Annotated in this window: 17 protein-coding genes; 9 read left to right on the top strand and 8 right to left on the bottom strand. The window is 72.1% G+C overall.

Features of this window, described 5'->3' with window-relative positions:
* Positions 1-71: 71 nt before the first annotated feature.
* Complete coding sequence (locus J7E89_RS39315; RefSeq protein WP_214981190.1) at positions 72-275, bottom strand: hypothetical protein; 204 nt, start codon at positions 273-275, stop codon at positions 72-74.
* Positions 276-455: 180 nt separating this feature from the next.
* Between J7E89_RS39315 and J7E89_RS39310 the strand changes: the two genes are divergently transcribed.
* Positions 456-764 carry a hypothetical protein gene (locus tag J7E89_RS39310; protein ID WP_214981188.1) on the top strand — a complete coding sequence of 103 codons (309 nt, stop codon included), beginning with the start codon at positions 456-458 and terminating at the stop codon, positions 762-764.
* Between the two features lie 7 nt (positions 765-771).
* On the opposite strand, the gene J7E89_RS39305 is transcribed toward J7E89_RS39310, so the two are convergent.
* Both J7E89_RS39305 and J7E89_RS39300 read right to left on the bottom strand, forming a co-directional pair.
* On the bottom strand, positions 772-1,095 hold the full coding sequence (locus J7E89_RS39305; RefSeq protein WP_308315764.1) for a type B 50S ribosomal protein L31: 324 nt from the start codon (positions 1,093-1,095) through the stop codon (positions 772-774).
* Between the two features lie 53 nt (positions 1,096-1,148).
* Positions 1,149-2,216, bottom strand: coding sequence for a GlxA family transcriptional regulator (locus tag J7E89_RS39300; RefSeq protein ID WP_214981185.1), 1,068 nt, complete (start codon positions 2,214-2,216; stop codon positions 1,149-1,151).
* 81 nt (positions 2,217-2,297) lie between these two features.
* Here J7E89_RS39300 and J7E89_RS39295 point away from each other — a divergent pair, with 81 nt between their 5' ends.
* The 4 genes from J7E89_RS39295 (at position 2,298) to J7E89_RS39280 (ending at position 8,887) form a co-directional block, all read left to right on the top strand.
* Positions 2,298-3,593 carry an MFS transporter gene (locus J7E89_RS39295; RefSeq protein WP_251061710.1) on the top strand — a complete coding sequence of 432 codons (1,296 nt, stop codon included), beginning with the start codon at positions 2,298-2,300 and terminating at the stop codon, positions 3,591-3,593.
* A 116-nt stretch (positions 3,594-3,709) separates the two neighbouring features.
* Positions 3,710-7,582 (top strand): helix-turn-helix domain-containing protein, encoded by a 3,873-nt coding sequence (locus tag J7E89_RS39290; RefSeq protein ID WP_214981180.1) that lies wholly within the window; start codon positions 3,710-3,712, stop codon positions 7,580-7,582.
* A gap of 13 nt (positions 7,583-7,595) precedes the next feature.
* On the top strand, positions 7,596-8,474 hold the full coding sequence (locus J7E89_RS39285; RefSeq protein ID WP_214981177.1) for a C40 family peptidase: 879 nt from the start codon (positions 7,596-7,598) through the stop codon (positions 8,472-8,474).
* A 26-nt stretch (positions 8,475-8,500) separates the two neighbouring features.
* Positions 8,501-8,887 (top strand): hypothetical protein, encoded by a 387-nt coding sequence (locus J7E89_RS39280; protein ID WP_251061707.1) that lies wholly within the window; start codon positions 8,501-8,503, stop codon positions 8,885-8,887.
* Between the two features lie 198 nt (positions 8,888-9,085).
* Here J7E89_RS39280 and J7E89_RS39275 read toward each other — a convergent pair whose 3' ends face one another.
* Positions 9,086-9,517, bottom strand: a complete 432-nt coding sequence (locus J7E89_RS39275) for a hypothetical protein (protein ID WP_214981196.1) — start codon at positions 9,515-9,517, stop codon at positions 9,086-9,088.
* A gap of 392 nt (positions 9,518-9,909) precedes the next feature.
* On the bottom strand, positions 9,910-10,941 hold the full coding sequence (locus tag J7E89_RS39270; protein WP_214981175.1) for a GlxA family transcriptional regulator: 1,032 nt from the start codon (positions 10,939-10,941) through the stop codon (positions 9,910-9,912).
* A 106-nt stretch (positions 10,942-11,047) separates the two neighbouring features.
* Here J7E89_RS39270 and J7E89_RS39265 point away from each other — a divergent pair, with 106 nt between their 5' ends.
* Entirely contained in the window at positions 11,048-12,295 is a 1,248-nt protein-coding gene (locus tag J7E89_RS39265) for an MFS transporter (RefSeq protein WP_251061706.1), read from the top strand.
* A gap of 234 nt (positions 12,296-12,529) precedes the next feature.
* On the opposite strand, the gene J7E89_RS39260 is transcribed toward J7E89_RS39265, so the two are convergent.
* Entirely contained in the window at positions 12,530-13,117 is a 588-nt protein-coding gene (locus J7E89_RS39260; RefSeq protein ID WP_214981174.1) for a pyridoxamine 5'-phosphate oxidase family protein, read from the bottom strand.
* A 552-nt stretch (positions 13,118-13,669) separates the two neighbouring features.
* Here J7E89_RS39260 and J7E89_RS39255 point away from each other — a divergent pair.
* The gene (locus J7E89_RS39255) at positions 13,670-14,098 is read left to right on the top strand and encodes an ANTAR domain-containing protein (protein WP_214981173.1); all 429 of its coding nucleotides are present in this window, start codon (positions 13,670-13,672) and stop codon (positions 14,096-14,098) included.
* A 99-nt stretch (positions 14,099-14,197) separates the two neighbouring features.
* Positions 14,198-15,079: an SDR family oxidoreductase gene (locus J7E89_RS39250; RefSeq protein ID WP_214981172.1), complete on the top strand. Its 882-nt coding sequence runs from the start codon at positions 14,198-14,200 to the stop codon at positions 15,077-15,079.
* A 7-nt stretch (positions 15,080-15,086) separates the two neighbouring features.
* Here the strand turns inward: J7E89_RS39250 and J7E89_RS39245 are convergent, their stop codons facing one another.
* Both J7E89_RS39245 and J7E89_RS39240 read right to left on the bottom strand, forming a co-directional pair.
* Entirely contained in the window at positions 15,087-16,709 is a 1,623-nt protein-coding gene (locus tag J7E89_RS39245; RefSeq protein ID WP_214981170.1) for an NAD(P)/FAD-dependent oxidoreductase, read from the bottom strand.
* Positions 16,710-16,750: 41 nt separating this feature from the next.
* Positions 16,751-17,212, bottom strand: a complete 462-nt coding sequence (locus J7E89_RS39240; RefSeq protein ID WP_214981169.1) for an SRPBCC family protein — start codon at positions 17,210-17,212, stop codon at positions 16,751-16,753.
* Between the two features lie 42 nt (positions 17,213-17,254).
* On the opposite strand from J7E89_RS39240, the gene J7E89_RS39235 reads away from it, so the two are divergent.
* Positions 17,255-18,007 carry a TetR/AcrR family transcriptional regulator gene (locus J7E89_RS39235; protein WP_308315762.1) on the top strand — a complete coding sequence of 251 codons (753 nt, stop codon included), beginning with the start codon at positions 17,255-17,257 and terminating at the stop codon, positions 18,005-18,007.
* Positions 18,008-18,011: the final 4 nt, after the last annotated feature.

Genomic DNA, 18,011 nt, shown 5'->3' with positions numbered 1-18,011 from the left:
CACGCACTGCGCCCCGCACAGGCCGTTCTGTGCGGGGCGCAGTGCGTGTGCGGGTGTGCTGTCGCGGGGCACTAAGGAAGCTGGGTGTCGATCGCCGCTCGGCCCTCCTTCTCCAGCCGGCGCCGCGCCCACTCCAACGTCGCCGGAGTCACATCACGCCCGGAGGAGTGCACCAGGTCCTCAGGCGTTACGTCGTCGGTGGCGCCGGTGTGCAGCAGGCTGTCGGGCGTCACCTCCGACGGCTTCGGCCTCGCAACGGATGATTCCTCGCTCATACCGCCTCCTTGTTTCGTCGCACAGTCGGCATTCTGGTTCTCGCGTACCCGCACCGCATCCGGTGAACATCCCACGGCCCTGTTGTCTTCTTCCGTTCCGGATGCGAGGGGCGCCCGCCTGCGGGAGCGTGGGCAATGTGGGCAGCCCAATCGGGCCGAACGAGGCACGGAGTGGGACACATGAGCGAAGACAACACCATTCCTCCCGAGGACGACGGGGTCCTGGACGCGCAGGACACGCTCGAGAGCGACGATCTGGAGTACGACCCGCTCGACGCGGGCATCGCACCCCCCGAGCACTGGTCCCCCGCGGAATCCTTCGGCAACACGGCGGAGGAGGCACATCGGGGCGAGTCGCTGGACCAGCTTCTCTCCGAGGAGGAGCCGGACATCGATCCGGACGCCCTCGACCAGGAGGAAGAGGACGACGAACTCAGAGGTCTGGACAACGAGCTCGAGGATCTCGACGAGAAACTGGAAGGCATGTAGCCGACCGCTATCCGGGCGACGACTGACCCTCACCGGTCGGACCGCCCGAGCCGCTCTGCCCGCCCCGCCCGCTCTGCCCTTCTTGTCCCTCCTGACCGTACCGCCGCTCGAACGCCGCGACCCGCCCCTCCGTGTCCACTGTCCGGGCCTTGCCGGTGTAGAAGGGGTGGCTCTCGGAGGAGATCTCGACATCGACAACGGGGTACGTTTTGCCGTCGTCCCACTCGATGGTGTTCTCGCTGGTGGCCGTCGACCGGGTGAGGAACGCGTATCCCGCGGCCCGGTCCCTGAAGACGACCTCCTGGTAGGAGATGCTGGCGTCCGGCTTCACATCTGGCTCCTCGCCTCGTTGTACGGGAGTACGCGCGTACGAGCCTTCCCAGGCTAAGCCGGACGGCGCTGGTCGGCATCCGTCGCAGCCACGGTCCCCGTGCCCGCCCCGCCGGCCGCGCCCCGGAACGTGGAGCGGTAGGCGCTCGGCGAGACTCCCAGCGCGGCGTGCAGGTGCTGGCGCAGCGACACCGCCGTGCCGAAGCCGACCGCGGCCGCGACCCGGTCGACCGGCAGGTCCGTCTCCTCCAGCAGGTGCCGGGCCCGGTCGACGCGCTGTCCCGTGAGCCACTGGACCGGTGTCTGCCCGGCCTCCTCGCAGAAGCGGCGCGAGAAGGTGCGGGTGCTCATCGCGGCGCGCTCGGCGAGCTCACGCAGGCTGATGGGGCGGTCCAGGTACGCCAGGGCCCACGTGCGGGCGGGTTCCGTGGACGACTGGCGCGGGGCGGTGACAGGTCGCGGGATGTACTGCGCCTGGCCGCCGTCGCGGTGCGGCGGGACGACCGTGCTGCGGGCCACCTCATTGGCCACCCGTGAGCCGTGGTCGCTGCGGATCATGTGCAGGCACAGGTCGATGCCGGAGGCGACGCCCGCGGCGGTGAGTACGCCACCGTCGTCGGTGTAGAGCACGTCCGGGTCGACGCGGACCCGCGGGTGAAGGCGCTGGAGGTCGGCGGCGGAGCGCCAGTGCGTCGTGGCGCGCTTGCCGTCGAGCAGCCCGGCGGCCGCGAGGACGAAAGCCCCGGTGCAGATGGAGGCGATGCGCGCGCCGGGGCGGATCCGGCCCAGCGCCTTCGCCAGTCCGGCCGGCAGGTGGGGTGCGGCGCGGGGCGTGTAGTCCTCGTCGGAGGCCGGGACGATCACGGTGTCGGCCTCGGCGAGAATGTCCGTACCGTGCGCGACCTGGACGGTGACGTCGGCGTCCGTGCGTACGTCGCCGGGCTCGGGCGTACAGGTCAGGACTTCGTAGAGGGGTTCCCCCGTGGACGAGAGTGCCTGTCTGAACAGCCGGTGGACGATGCCCAGTTCCATGGTGAGCAGCCCGTCGCGCACAAGGACTGCCACGCGGTGCGGGTTTCCTGACTGACTGGGGAAGCCGTGGAACGCCGTCTTGGTGGGCATGGCGAGATTCTTTCACACCATGACTTTCTCGCCACTGGTTCGGCGGCAGCCGTCGGGCGGATGGTCGGACGCATGGTTCAGATGCGGATCACGGAGAGTTCGGACAAGCGGCTGCCGGTACGGACACGGGTGCACCGGGCCTGGCTGGTCGCCGGGGTCGCCGCCCTGGCGATCGTCGCGGCAGGAGCCTTCACGACCATGGCCGGGCTGCTCGTGGGCCCGCTCCACCGGGAGTTCGGGTGGTCGCGCTCGACGATCGGTTTCGGCGCGTCCGTGAACATGGTCCTGTACGGCCTGACCGCGCCGTTCGCGGCCGCCCTGATGGACCGTTTCGGGATGCGCCGGGTTGTCGGCGGCGCGCTGGCGGCCGTCGCGACGGGCGCACTGTTCACCACAGTGATGACCGAGCCGTGGCAGTTCGTGCTCGCCTGGGGCGTCCTCGTCGGTACGGGCAGCGGCTCTATGGCGATGGCGTTCGCCGCGACCGTCACGGACCGCTGGTTCGTACGCCGCCGGGGGCTGGTCACCGGTGCGCTCACCGCGGCCGGCGTGTTCGGGCAGTTCGCGTTCCTGCCGCTGCTGTCCTGGATTGTCGAGCGGTACGCGTGGCGCGCCGGGACGGTGACGCTCGTGGTAGCGGCGCTGGTCGCGCTGCCGCTCGTACTCCTGTTGCTGCGTGACAGTCCGACGGATGTCGGACTACGGCCGTACGGGGCTCCGGAGAACGCCGCGAGTGCTTCCCGGGAACGGTCCGCGACCGTTCCCGGGGCGGCCGCCCTGCGGAGCGTTCACGTGCTCGCACGGTCGGCGCGCACCGGTCCCTTCTGGCTGCTCGCGGGAACGTTCGCGATCTGCGGCGCGTCGACGAACGGCGTCATGTGGACCCACTTCACCCCGGCCGCGCACGACCACGGCATGCCCGCCACGCTCGCCTCGTCACTGCTCGCGACGATCGGCGTCTTCAACGTCGCGGGAACCGTCGCCTCGGGCTGGCTGACCGACCGCCTCGACCCCCGGCGCCTGCTCGCCGCCTACTACGCGCTGCGCGGCCTCACCCTGCTCGCCCTGCCCCTCCTGCTGTCGGCTCACATCGGGGCGCCCCTCGTCGCGTTCGTCGTCCTGTTCGGGCTGCTCGACGTCGCCACGGTTCCGCCGACGCTCGCGCTGTGCCGGGAGCTGTACGGCAAGGACAGCTCCATCGTCTTCGGATGGGTCGCGGCGACGCACCAACTGGGCGCCGGGCTGGCGGCGTTCGCGGGCGGCGCTACCCGGGACGCGTTCGGTTCGTACGACCCGTTGTGGGTCGGCGTCGGCGCGCTGTGCGGGGCGGGCGCGCTGCTGGCGCTGATGGTCGTCACGCCGCGAGCAGCGGCGTGAGGAGGACCCGGCCACCTACCCCGCACCCGCGTCGAACAAGCCACACCCGCGAGAATTCAGGCAAAAGCGTTACTACGTTAGGAAACTGACAGTAATCGGCCTGTACGGTGCCCCGCATGGACGGGGTTCGGGGCGCATGCTCCTTCGGGGAAGAACTACGGCGTCTGCGGAGCGAGCGCGGCATCTCGCTCACGGCGCTGGCCCGGTCGATCCACTACAGCAAGGGCTACCTGAGCAAGATCGAGAACGGTGGCAAGCCGCCGACACCCGACGTGGCCAGGCGTTGCGACGAGGCGCTGGGAGCGGGTGGTTCCCTGGTGCGGCTGGTCGCCGACGTACCGCCCGCGCGCCGGCCGCTTCCGCCGCAACTCCCCGGCCCGGCCGACGCGGTGTGCCCGTACCGTGGCCTCGCGGCCTTCGGCCCCGAACACGCGCAATGGTTCTTCGGCCGGGAGCGGGCGACGGCCGAGCTGGTCGGCCGGCTCGCCGAACGGGCGGGCAACGGCCCCCTCGCGGTGGTCGCTTCGTCCGGTGCGGGAAAGTCCTCGCTGCTGCGGGCCGGTCTGGTGCCGGCGCTTCGGCGCGGCGCGCTGCCCGTCGAGGGGTCGAGCGGCTGGCCGGTGGTCGTGTGCACCCCCACCGCGCATCCGCTGAAGGAGCTGCTGCGGTGCGTGACCGAGGTGCTGGGGGCGGGCGTCGAGGTCAGCCCGGAGTCGTTGCGGGTGCGGCCGCGGCGGCTTGCCGACGCCGTACGGCCGCTGCTGGCGGCGGGACCGGGGCGGCTGATGCTGCTGGTGGACCAGTTCGAGGAGACGTTCACGCTGTGCGCGGACGAGGCGGAGCGGCGCGCCTTCGTCGCGGTACTCTCCGCCCTCGCCACCCCCGCCGAGGGGGACGACGACCGGCCGCCCGGCGTCGTGGTCCTGGGCGTACGGGCCGACTTCAGCGGCCGGTGCCTCGACCACCCCGAGCTGGCGGCCGTCTTCTCGCACGGTCTGTTCGCGCTCGGCCCGATGACCGGCGCCGAACTGCGCGAGTCCATCACGCTTCCCGCCCAGCGCGCGGGGCTGACCCTGGAGCCCGGTCTCGTCGGGCTGCTGCTGCGCGACGTGGGAGCCAGGAGTACCGGGCAGGGCAGCCCGGACGACCTCACCGCGGCCTCGCCCGGCGCGCTGCCCCTGCTCGCCCACGCGCTGCTGGTCACCTGGCAGCAGCGTACCGACCACACGCTGACCGTCGCGGGTTACGAGACGACGGGCGGCATCCACGGCGCGATCGCGCGGACGGCCGAAGCCGTGTTCACCCGGCTCCAGCCCGCCGAACAGGAGATGGCGCGGCGGGTGCTGGTGCGGCTGGTCCAGGTCGGCGCCGGGGTCGCCGGCGGCAACGGGGGCGGGGACAGCGACGCGGCGACCCGGCGCAGGGCGAGCCTCGAGCTGCTGCTGGAGCAACTGCCCGACCGGCGCGGCGTGGAGGCGGCGCTCGACGCGTTCGTACGGGCCCGGCTCGTCACCGCGGACAGCGACGCGGTCGAGATCACCCACGAGGCGCTGCTGCGCGCCTGGCCCCGGCTGCGCGGCTGGATCGGCACCGACCGGGCCGGCCTGCTCATCCACCAACAGCTCGCCGAGGCGGCCGCCGAGTGGGTGCGTGCGGGCCGCGATCCCGGGCTCCTCTACCGGGGGACGCGGCTCGCCGCCGTACAGGAATGGGCGGAGCAGACCGACGGACGAACCGACCTCGGCCCGTACGAAACCGACTTCCTCGACGCGAGCCGGGCGCAGGAGGTGGCCGGGCATCAGGCCGAGCGGCGTCGGGTGCGCACCCGTCGCAGGCTGTTGGTGCTGTTGGTGGCGCTGCTCGTACTGGCGCTCCTCGGGGGCGCGACGGCGTTCCACCAGCGCTCACGGGCCATCGACGAGCGCCGGGTCGCCCAGTCCCAGGCGATGGCGGTACGTTCCGGCGCGCTGGCGTCGGGGCAGCCCGAGGCGTCGATGCGCCTGGCGGCCGAGGCGTACCGCACGGCGCCGACCACCGAGGCGCGCGGCGCGCTGCTCAGCACGCAGGCGCGGTACTTCGCGGGCCGCCTCGGCGGGCACACGGGACCGGTCAACGGCGTGGCGTTCAGCCCTGACGACAAGCTGCTGGCGTCGGCCAGTTCGGACAGCACCGTGCGGCTGTGGGGCGGGGCGGACCATCGCAGCCCCGTGGATACGCTCACGGGCCACGGCGGTCCGGTGATCGCCGTGGCGTTCAGTCCCGACGGGCGGCTGATCGCGTCGGCGGGCTCCGACGGCACGGTGCGGCTCTGGGGCGTGGCGGACCGTCAGCCGGCCGGAACGCTGCTCGGCCACGGAGGCGCCGTACGCTCGGTCGCCTTCGGCCCGGGCGGGCGGAGCCTCGTATCGGGCGGCGCGGACCGCACGGTGCGCCTGTGGGACGTGCCGCGCCGACGCGTGCGGGCGACGCTGCGGGGCCACAGCGACAGCGTGCACGGGGTCGCCTTCAGCGCCGACGGACGCAGCGTCGTCTCGGGGGCGTTGGACCGTACGGTCCGGATTTGGGACGTTGCCGCGCGCAGCGTGCGGGCGACGCTGAGGGGGCACAGCGACGGCGTGCTGGGGGTGGCCTTCAGCCCGGACGGGCGCAGCGCCGCTTCGGGCAGTGCGGACCGTACGGTCAAGATCTGGGACGTACGCCGCCAACGGATCCGGGCCACGCTCACCGGCCACAGCGACGACGTCAACGCGGTGGCGTACGGCGCGGACGGGGCGAGTGTCGTCAGCGCGGGCGGGGACGGCGCCGCGAAGGTGTGGGACACGGCGAGTCACCGGGTGACCGCCGCGTTGTCCGGGCACACCGACTACGTGCTCGGGGCCGCCGTCAGCGGCGGCAATGTGGTGGCGACGGCGGGCTTCGACCAGTCGGCGGTGCTGTGGGATCTGGACAGGACGGCGCTGACCGCGCGCCCCTTCGCGGAGGCCTGGCAGTCGGCGGTCGCGCCGGACGGGCGGCTGGTGGCGTCGGCGAGTGTGGACCGTACGGTCAAGTTGTGGGACGTACGCCGCCACAGGCTCCTCACCACCCTCACCGGACACACCGGTTCCGTCTTCAGCGTCGCCTTCTCCCCCGACGGAGACCTGCTCGCCTCCGCGGGGGCCGACCATACGGTCAGACTCTGGGACGTACGCCGTCACAGGCTCCTCATCACCCTCACCGGACACACCGGTTCGGTCTTCGGCATCGCCTTTTCCCCCGACGGACGCCTCCTCGCCTCGGCGAGCGCCGACCGTACGGTCATGCTCTGGGACGTACGCCGACGGCGGTCCCTCACCACGCTCACGGGCCATCAGGACTTCGCGAACGCGGTCGCTTTCAGCCCGGACGGCGGGACGCTGGCGGCGGGCGGTGACGATCTGACGGTACGGCTGTGGGGGGTGGCGGACCACAGGACGCGTGCTGTGCTGCGCGGTCACAAGGGTTCGGTGCGCGGTGTGGCGTACAGCCGGGACGGGCGGACGCTGGCGAGCAGCGGCAACGACGGGACGGTGCGCCTGTGGGACACGGCGCATCACCGGCCCACCGCCACCCTTACGGGCCACAGCGGCGCGGTGCGGGCGGTCGCGTTCGACACCGGCAGCGGTGCGGACGGCTTGACGCTCGCGAGCAGCGGCAGTGACGGCACCGTCCGCCTCTGGGACACCACGCGCCACCGGCTCACCGCCACCCTCACCGGTCACAGCGGCGCGGTGTGGGGTGTCGCCTTCAACCCGCGGACGCGCGCGCTGGTGAGCAGCAGCAATGACGGCACCGTACGGCTCTGGAACACCGACGTGAGGGCCGTTTCCCAGGATGTTTCCCGTTTCCTGTCGCGCCAGGAGACAGCTGGAACCTCGACAGCCGCCGGCTTCACGGCCCAGGCTCGAAGGGCCGGACCGGGTGGACCGAACGAACCGAACCCGGAGAGCCGGAAGTCCGACGGAAGATGAACGGGGATCAGCAATGCGCAACCGATGGAGAGCGGCAGCCGCGGCAGCGGCCGTCGGACTGTCGCTCATCGCCTGGCCGGCGCAGGCCGGGCAGCCGGCCCGGGCAACGACTGCGGGGACGGCGGGGACGGCGGGGACGGCGGCCGCCGAAGGGTGCGACGTCCTCGCACCCGGAGCCTCGGCGGCGGCCGAAAAGGCGGTACGGGCCGCCTGTTCGCAGATCGGCGTCTGGTACTCGTGGGGCGGCGGCCACGGCCCGGCGCCGGGACCCACGTACGGGGTGGTGGACCCCACCGACCCGGCCAGCGAACACGACCCGGAGCGGCGCGGCTTCGACTGCTCGGGCCTGGTCAGGTACGCCTACGCCGAAGCGACCGGCCAGGACATCCTGAACGGCACGGCCCACAGCCAGTACAACACCGCGCACGCGACAGCCCGATTCGGCCCGTCGGAGGGGACCGGGCCGCTGGTCCCCGGCGATCTGCTGGTCTACGGGAACGCCCGCAAGGTGCATCACATCGCGATCTACCTCGGCGCCGGGAAGATGGTCGAGGCGAAGCAGTCAGGCACCCGGATCATGGTCAGCGATGTGCGCCTGGCCGGTGACTACTTCGGAGCTGTACGCATCAACGGCACGCCGGGGCAAGGGACGTTCAGCACCTGGGGCACGGACGTGTGGACGCATGCCGAGGCGTCCACGACGAGCGCGCGGGTGATCAAGTTCGCCGGCCCGACGTCCGTGCGCATCGAGTGCCAGAAGCATGCCCAGTCCGTCACCGCCGAGGGCATCACCAACGACGCCTGGTCCTATCTGCCGGACCACAGGGCGTGGATCACCAACATCTACATCAAGGGCCCGGCCTGGCTCGACGGCGTGCCCACCTGTTCGTAATCCGCACCACACCTCAAGGAGAAACCATGAACCTGAACCTGAACCTTGGCAAGAAGCTCGCGATCACCCTCGCCGCGACCGCTCTGACGGCGGGCCTGGCCGGCGTCACGGCACCCGCCACCGCCGCACCGGCCGGACCCGCCGCCGAATGCGGAGTCCGTTCGGACGGCAAGCTGTACTGCGGCAACCGGGCCGGCGCGAAGGGCTACGAGCACCGGTCGTACGCCTCGGCGGTGCGCGGACAGATGAACACGACGTTCAGCTGGTTCTCGTGCTGGGGCCGTGGCGACAGCCACCCGGGCGGCAACAACATCTGGTACTGGACCCAGCTGGACAACGGCCAGTGGGGCAACATGGCCGCCGTGGACGTCCACACCTCGGTGGACCCGGCGCCCGGCCTGCGCGAGTGCTGACCGACGCACGCGCGCATTGAGGAGTGGGCCGCCCCTACGGACGAGGGGCGGCCCACTCACGCACGTCCGGCTCACGCGCGGGCGGCGGCCGGTGGCGGCGCGAGGCAGGCGTTGCGGGCGCGCAGGAAGATCTGGCGGTCACCCCCCTCGTCGAGGGGCATGCGCCTCTCGCCTCTCCTCCTACCAAATGCGAACGAATCAGGCCGCGATGACCACGGCCGCCCTGCTGAGCGCCGCCCCGGCCGGCACCGGGCGTTCGGCGAAGACTACGAGCCGCAGGACCGCGAAGCGGCCGATTCCCGCCAGCGCCGAAGCCGAGAGGTAGACCGCCTGCTCGGTCAGGACCGAGGGTGCGGACTGGACGGCGTACAGACCGAGCAGCGCGCCCGTCGTGAACGCGTAGCTCACCAGGACCGTGAGGCCCGACTGCAGATGCACCCCCCAGCCGCCGCGCTCGCTGCGGAAGGACACCCGGCCGTGCAACTCGGTCGCGATCAGGGTGGATACGACGGTGACCAGAGCGTTGGCCACAGCCAGCGGCATCCGGTCGTGGAGCAGCACGAGCACACCGCTCGACGCCAGCCCGACGCCGCCGCCGCAGACGACGAAGCGTACGAATGCCGCGATCATCGGGCGGAGCGGACGCTTGTGGGCGCGGGTGGTCACGGGGAGCCTCCGGGGAGCGGTTGAACCGATGCTGCGATTCCACTCCACAACCCGGCGATCACGCGTCCCCCGAACGACCGGGCCCACCCCCGACTCTTGTAAGGGTTGACCCCACTGCGGGCCCTAGGGCGGATCCCCGGGCCGGGGGTGTGCCCTGCCCCCGTGCCCGGCGGTTGTCGCCGGTCTGCGCGACGTCCGAATTCCGCCGGTGATCGTGCGGGTTGGGCGTCATTCCCGGAGGTGAAACCGGATGCACACCGGAGGAACCAGAACCATGAACCCGACCATCCAGCGGGCAGACCGCACGGCCGGCGGCACGGCCGGCCGCGTCGCCGCAGGCGACTGGCAGGCCCCCGTTACGCGCCCCTCGCTCGACCGGCGGTGGCGGCGGCGGCGGCGGTCGGCCGGGCGCCGCCGCGGAAGGTGCGGCGGTACGCGGCCGGGGTGGTGCCCAGGGCACGGCGGAAGTGCTGGCGCAGCCCGTCGCCCGTGCCCAGACCGCTGCGCTCGGCGACGGTGTCGACCGGCAGGTCGGTGGTCTCCAGGAGTACGCGGGCCTGGACGACGCGCTGCTGATTGAGCCACTTCAGCGGGGTGGTGCCGACCTCGCGGGCGAAGTGCCGTTCGAAGGTACGCAGGCCGAGGCCGGCCCGGGCCGCGAGTTCGGCGACGGTGAGGGGCCGGTCCAGGCGGGCGACGGCCCAGTCCAGCACGGCGGCGAGGCCCTTGGCGGTGGGTGTGGCCGGCCTCTCCGGCCCCTTCGGCCGTGCGTACTGCGACTGGTCGCCCTCGCGGTGCGGGGCCACGACCATGCGCCGCCCGACCTCGGCGGCGGCAGCAGTGCCGTAGTCGCCGCGGACGATGTGCAGGCACAGGTCGATGGCGGCGGCGGTGCCCGCGCTGGTGAGGATGTCACCGCCGTCGACGTACAGGGCGTGCTCGTTGACGTCGACGCGCGGATGACGGCGCCGCAGCTCGTCGGCGTACATCCAGTGCGTGGCGGCTTCGCGGCCGTCCAGCAGGCCGGCAGCGGCCAGCACGAAGGCGCCGGAGCACAGGGAAGCGATGCGGGCGCCGCGTGTGTGGGCGGCGCGCAGTGCGTCGAGGAGTGCGGCCGGGGGCTCGTACCCGTTCATGAGGCAGGCCGGGACGATGACGAGGTCCGCGGCGTCGAGCGCCTCGATGCCCTGCTCGGCCTCCAGCCGCAGGCCGCCCGGGCCGCGCTGCACACCGGGGGCGGTCGCGCACAGCGTGAGCTCGTACCACGGCGGTGTGGCTTCGTCGCCGCCCTGGCCGAACACCGCGCACGGCACGGCCAGTTCGAAGAGCGAGGACTCGGCGAGCAGCACGACGGCGACGCGGATCGCAGACGCTGAAGGGGTAGCCATGTCGTAAATCTACGGGACCCTGACGTTTACGTCACTGGTACGCCCTCTTCGCACGTCGGAGGCTGAGGGCGTGAGCGACGGCGTACACGATCGGAAGGCATCAGACATGGGCTACGGACAGCGGATGCGGAGGCTGCCGCCCCGGTGGCAGGTGAGCCTCGCCGGGGTGACGGCGATCGGCGTCACCTTCGGGTTCGCCCGCTACGGCTACGGGCTGTTCCTGCCGGAGTTCCGGCGGGAGTTCGGGCTTTCGGTGGCGCAGGTGGGGCTGATCGGCAGCGCTACGTACGTCGGTTACATGGCGGCGCTGATGCTGGTCGGCGCGCTGGTCTCACGCTTCGGCCCGCGTCCGCCGGTCGTCGTCGGCGGGCTGTCGGCGACCGTCGGTATGGCTTTGGTGGCCTTCGCGGGCGGGCCGGGGGTTCTGACGGCGGGGTTGATCCTGGCAGGTACGAGCTCGGGGTGGGCCTGGGCGCCGTACTCGGACGCGGTGGACCGGATGGTTCCGGCGGGGCTGCGCGAGCGTGTCATGGGGACGATCGCGAGCGGCACGGCCTTCGCCGTCGTCGTCGCCGGTCCGCTGGCGCTGATCGCCCGGGGAACGCAATGGCGGTACGCCTGGCTGGTGTTCGCGGCGGCGGCCCTGCTGACGACCGTGTACAACGCGCGCGTCCTGCCCACCGGAGCGCACCCCGCGACCGGCGCGGGTGGCAAGCGCGCCGGGCTGGGCCTTCGGTCGTTCGCCCGCCGCCCGGCCGTCCCGCTCTACCTCACAGCCCTGTCGTACGGTCTGGTCGGCGCCGTGTACTGGGCGTTCGCCGTGGAGTCGGTCTCCAGGGAGGCGGGGCGTGACGCACCCACGGCTGCGCTGTTCTGGACGGTGATGGGCCTGGCGGGCACCGCGGGCGCCCTGACGGGCAGCGCTATCGCGCGGCACGGTCTGCGCCGGGTCCACGGCCTGCTGTTCGCGGGCATCGCGATGGCGGTCGCGCTGCTCGGCGTGGCGCCGGGCGCGCCGGTGGCCGTGATGCTGTCGGCGGTGCTCTACGGGCCGTGCTTCATGGCGGGCTCGGGCGTTCTCGCGGTGTGGAGCTACCGGGTCTTCCCCGACCGGCCGTCGACCGGGTTCAGCGTCACCGTCCTGTTCCTCGGCCTGGGTACGGTCGCGGGCCCGGCCGCGCTGGGGCTCTTCAGCGACGAGTACGGTCTGCGCGCGGCGTTCCTGGTCACGGCGGCCGCGGCGGCGCTGACGCTCCTCGTGCGGCCGCCGCACCGGCAGCCGCGAAGCAAGCCGACGCGCGCACAGGCGGCCGGGGCGGTGCACGAGATCCGCGACTCTCTGCGCCAGGATTGACCGAGCGAACAACCCACGAGGAGAACCCGCCGATGGCCAGGTCAGCGTCCCCGTCGTGGCGCCGGTGCGGGGCGCGACGGCGGTGATCAGCTGACTGCCCCCGCCGGTGTCGGCCAGCCGGTCCGGCAGCGGCGGACCGCTGCCGTCCGGGGTCAGGGCGAACAGGACGGCAGAGAGCGCGACACCGGCCACTACGACGGCCACGGCAACCCCCGAAGGGAGAGGGACGGTTGCTCAGAAGTTACTGGGCGGCAGCGGAAGAGGCAGCCCGGGCAGGCCGTCGATGCTCTGTGCGATGTGGTCCTTCTTGGCGAAGTACGCGCTCAGCGAGGCGTCGTCCTCACGCGAGAAGCGCTTGCCGTGCAGGTCGCGATCTTCGTCGTACGACATGAAGGGCACCCCGTATCCGCAGGAGTCACGCACGAGTTCGGCCGTCACCACGATGATCGCGCGCAGCCCGTGCAGGGCCGGGTCGATGCCCGGGAAGTGTGCGAGCAGTTCCTTGAAGCGCGGGTCGTCACGGAAGACGGGCTCGCCCCGGCCGTGCACCCGAACGATGTTGGGCGGCCCCTGGAAGGCGCACCACATCACCGTGATCCGGCCGTTCTCCCGCAGGTGCGCGATGGTCTCCGCAGTGCTGCCGGCGAAGTCGAGATAGGCGACCCGCTCCTCGTCGAGCACCGCGAAGGAGCCCTTGAGGCCCTTGGGGGAGAGGTTGACCGTGCCGTCGCCGTCCAGCGGGGCGGTCGCGGTGAAGAATATCGGCTGCTGCTCTATGAAGGTGCGCAGCCGACCGTCGATGCGTTCGTAAGTCTTTCCCATGCCTAAGGATTATGTAAGGAAACTCTTCGCCTGTCTAACGAAACCGTCCGGTCCAGTCGCAACCCTTGGCATCCTCGTCCACCAACAGGGCTTTCAGGGCCTGGAGTTGACGGAGCTCACCCTGTGCGGCGAGTTCAAGCAACCTCCGTGCACGACACCTGTCGCGTGACCATGTCGCCGTGGGACCACGCGCCGGGCGCCCCCCCTCCTCGCCGAAGCGGCCGGCGTCGTACGACGTCACGACCGCAGCCCCCACCGGCCCGACGACGCCAGGAGCGGGCTGCTCGGCGCTGCCGATCCGCGCTGCTTGGCGGACGGTGCGCTCGATCCTGGCTGCCCGCGCCTGAGCGGCGTAACTCACTGATCCAATTCGAGCTGTCATCCCCGGCTCCGGCGGTCGTCGTCACCCCCGGCTTGGTGACGAAATAGACCCGCAGCCTCAAACCGGCAGAAACAGGGAATCAACCAAGGAGCACGTCCGAACGGCGGGCCGCCGGCCGTCCCCGATTGAGCCCGGGACAGTCGGCAGACTGGTCAAAAGGAGCCGGAGTCATGACGACGAACGACAACCGCACCATCACCGCGGACAGCGAGGCTCCCGCGCACCGGGAACACGACGACCAGTCCTGGCAGGCGTCGGACGCGGCGCAGTACCACGCCGCCCAGGCCGCCCTGGAAGCAGTCCGTCCCCCGGCGCCGGTAGCCGCGGAGCGGGCGCTGAAGCAGGAACTCAACCAGCTCTGGCACCTCCTCGAAACCCGCCCGGTGATCGGCCTCGCCCGCAGCATTGTCATGACCCTGGGAGGCTGCACCCACGAGGAAGCGTTCCAGGTCCTGGTGGACGTCTCACGGCACACCAACATCGAGCTCCGCGAGATCGCCCAGCGCCTCGTGGACAGCGTCGACGGGCCGCCCCCCAGCGGACCCCTGCGTACGGCCCTGCACAACGCCTTCGAACGGCTCCACACCAACACCGCCTGACACGATGAGGAGATGAGTAAAGGCGCCCGCCTGTGTCTGCGGACGTCAGGCGGGCCTCCCCGTACATGCTTCAAGAATCCTGGACGACGGAGGGCGACGATGGCACGAACTCTTCCCCTGCTGGGCCGCACCGCGGTGGTCACCGGCGCCGCCCGGGGCCTCGGGGAAGGCATGGCGCGCGCTCTTGTACGGCGCGGAGCCGACGTGGCCCTGCTCGGTCACGAGGAATCGGAACTCGCCCGCGTCGCGGCCGCACTCCCGGGCAGAGCCGCTCACTGGCAGGTCGACGTGACCGACGAGGCCGCGATGGCGCGTACCGCCTCCGAGGTGGAGCGGCGCTTCGGGCCGCCGTCCGTGCTGGTGGCCAATGCCGGTGTGTCCTCGGGCGGCCTGTTCCTCGGCGACGACCCGGCCACCTGGCGACGCGTCGTGGAAGTCAACCTGATCGGCAGCGCGGTCACCGCCCGGGCCTTCCTGCCCGGCCTTCTGGTGACGCGCGGTTACTACCTCCAGGTCACCTCGCTCGCGGCCATCGCCCCGGCTCCGCTCATGTCGGCGTACTGCGCCTCCAAGTCGGGTGTGGAGGCCTTCGCCCACTGTGTACGTGCCGAGTTGGCGCACCGCGGCGTGGCCGTGGGCGTCGCGTACCTCAGCTGGACCGACACGGACATGATCCGGGGCGCCCAGCACCACGACTCCTTGCGTGCGCTGCGCGCCCGCATCCCCTGGCCCGCCGACCGGACTTATGCGGCGCAGCCGGTGGTCGATCGCCTCGTCCGCGGTATCGAGCGACGTTCTCCCGCCATCTACGCCCAGCCGTGGCTGCGCGCCGCGCAGGCGGCGCGCGCCTGCCTGCCGGCAGTCGTCGCCCACCGCGCCCGGCGCGAGCTCGGCCGGCTCGAGGGACGAGCCGACCTCTCGGCGACGGGCCTGCTGGGGGCGGGCGGAGAGGCCGACGCCGAGGCCGCCGGCCTGAGGTGAAGGGTGGTCACATATGTTCGCCGCTCCGGTCGCGGCGGCTGAGAGCCCGTTGCGTACGGCTGAGTACGCCGCCCAGGGAGCGACTGCACAGCGCCGCCCGGGCCGCGTTCGCTCCCGGAGCGCCGTGGACGCCGCCGCCCGGGTGCGCGCCGGCCGAGGCCAGGTAGAGGCCCTTGACGGGCGTTTCCGGGCGGCCTGTGCCGGGGACCGGGCGGAAGACGAGCTGCTGGTGCACGGCGGTTGTGCCGCCGTTGATAGCGCCCCCGTGGAGGTTCGCGTCCATCGATTGCAGTGTCGCGGGAGCGAGGATACGGCGGGCCAGGATCCGGGAGCGGAAGCCGGGCGCGTACCGCTCGGCCTGGGCCTCCACGCGGTCCGCCATCGCTTCCTGCTCGCGCTTGTCCCAGGCGCCCGTAAGGCCGTCGTCGCCCGCGTCACCCTTGATCCCGTGCGGGACGTGGGTGTACGCCCAGGCCGATTCGGTGCCGGCCGGTGAGCGGGAGGCGTCGGCGGTGGTCATCTGGCCGAACAGTGCGAAGGGCCGGTCGGGAACCTGACCCATCGCGACCTGTGCGGCGAAGCGTGTCAGGTCGTCGACCCCGTCGGCCAGGTGCACCGTGCCCGCCGTCGAGGCCTCCGCGGCGGTCCACGGAACCCGGCCGTCCAGCGCCCAGTCGACCTTGAACGTGGCGAAGTCCCACTGGAAGCCGCGCAGGTCGCGCAGGAAGCGGCCGGGCAGATGCCGTACGTCGACCAGTCCGCCGTAGAGGTCCGGCACGGCCACGTCCGCCAGCACGGCCCGGCCCGCCGGCACCGTCTCGCCGCCCGCGATGCGCACGGCCACCGCCCGCCCCGCCCGCACGACGACCTCGACGACGCGTTCGCCGCACCGCAAAGCGCCCCCGCGCCGTTCCAGCCGCCGTACGAGCGCCGCGGTGAGCGCGCCCGCGCCGCCGACCGGCACGGGAAATCCGTACCTCTGGCCGAGCATGGACAGGAGCCAGCCGAAGCCGCCGCTGCCCGCCGCTTCCGGGGCGAGGTCCGCGTGCAGGGCGTTGCCCGCGAGCAGCAGCCTGCCGCCCTCGCCGCGGAACTCCTCCTCGCCCAGGCGGCGTACCGGCAACAGCATCGTCCGGGCAAGCCGCAGTCCGCCCGCGCCGCGCAGCCGGGCCGCGAGCCGGGCGGCTGGACGTACGGGCGGAAAGGGGGTGAAGAGGCAGCCGAGAATGTCCTGACCGAGCCGGTCCCAGGTCCCGCACAGAGCGTGCCAGGCCGCGCCGTCGCCCGCGGCGAAGCCGTCCAGGCCGGCGGCGGTGTCGGCCGCGCGGCGTTCCAGGACCGCGCACCGGCCGTCGGACAGGGGGTGCGCCAGCACGCTGGGGGCGTGGCTCCAGCGCAGCCCGTGTTCGTGGAGAGCGAGGCGCGCCAGTACGGGGGACGCGGCGGCCAGCGGGTAGAAGGCGCTGAAGAGATCGCTGATGTAATCGGGGTGTACGCCCCGGTCGCTGCGGACGGCGCCGCCGGGCTGGGGCTGGGCCTCGAGGACTTCCACACTCCAGCCGGCGTCGGCCAGCACGTTCGCGGCGACGAGCCCGTTGGGACCCGCGCCGATCACTACAGCGTCCGGCATCACTGCCTCCTGTTCACCCTGGCCACCCCCGCCACACGGGTTCAGGGCTGTGCGCCGGCGGCGGCGTGCCGCGAACCGCGCTCGACGACTTTGGCAAGCCTGCCGAGCATGGTGCGGTGGCGCAGTTGCAGTACGGCGTCGAGTGCAACGTTGTGCAGCGCGCCGCCCACTCCGCGCAGGGGATGCTCGTCGAGGATGACCAGCGCGTGGTCCCCCCAGGGGCGGACCTCGATGGCGATCCTGGCCGTACCGAGCGGGCCGCTGTCGACCTCCAGTTCGAGCTCGCGCGGCGGTTCGCTCCGGCGGACGATCGTCTCGCCCGTCAGCGTCCGCGGACCGAGCCGCACCGTGTAGTCGATCGTCGCGCCGACCTCCGGCCAATGACCTTTGCCGGGCTGCGAATCAGAGGTGCCGACGACCCAGTCGCTGTACCGCGACCCCTCCGCCAGAACCTCCCACACCGCCTCGGGCGCACTGCGGATCAGCTGATGCCGTACTGCCATGGGTCCTCCAACGCCTCGACAGAAACGATCGCCGGCCCCCGAGTGCCCAGCCTAGGGTGCGCAACCCTCATCGACCTCTCGGAGACGTCGCACGGCCCGGCAGACGGGCTCCGCACGGTCTACGCGACCCGCGACCGCATCGTGCGCGCCGGTGTCGCGATCGCCGACACCGAGGGGCTGGCCGCACTCTCCATGCGCGGCGTCGCGGCACGGCTCGGCGTTGCGGCCATGTCGCCGTACCGCTATGTGACCAGCAAGGACGACCTCGTCCTGCTCATGGCCGATGCCGTGTACGGAGAGCTGTCCTACCCCTCACGCGCCGATGCCCCCGAGGGCTGGCGGCCCCGGCTGGAGCTGAGCTCCCGCACACTGTGGTCGCTCTGTCGCCGCCACCCGTGGCTCGCCCACATCAGCACCCTCACCCGGCCGTTGATGCTGCCGAACCTGATGGTCCACGCCGAGTGGGCGCTGAGCTCCCTGGACGGTCTCGGCCTCGCTCCGCAGACCATGATGAACCTGCACGTGCTGGGCTACAGCTTCGTGCACGGCATCGCGGTCCACCTGGAACGGGAGGCCCAGGCCGAGGCGGCCACGGGCCTTTCGGAGGACGACTGGATGGACCACCAGACACCCGCACTGGAGGCGTTCGCCGCCTCCGGCGACTATCCGACGTTCGCCAAGGTCACGGGTGCCCTGGCCGGCGGCTACGACCTGGACTTGGACATGCTGTTCGAGCTGGGCCTTACCGCGCTGCTGGACGGATTCGCCGTGATCATCGAGGGCCGCACCGCCTGAACCG

The sequence above is a fragment of the Streptomyces sp. ISL-100 genome (genome assembly GCF_018614615.1).
GTDB lineage: Bacteria > Actinomycetota > Actinomycetes > Streptomycetales > Streptomycetaceae > Streptomyces.
The sequence above is the reverse complement of the archived record's forward strand: the minus strand, read 5'-3'. Positions and strand labels throughout refer to the sequence as shown.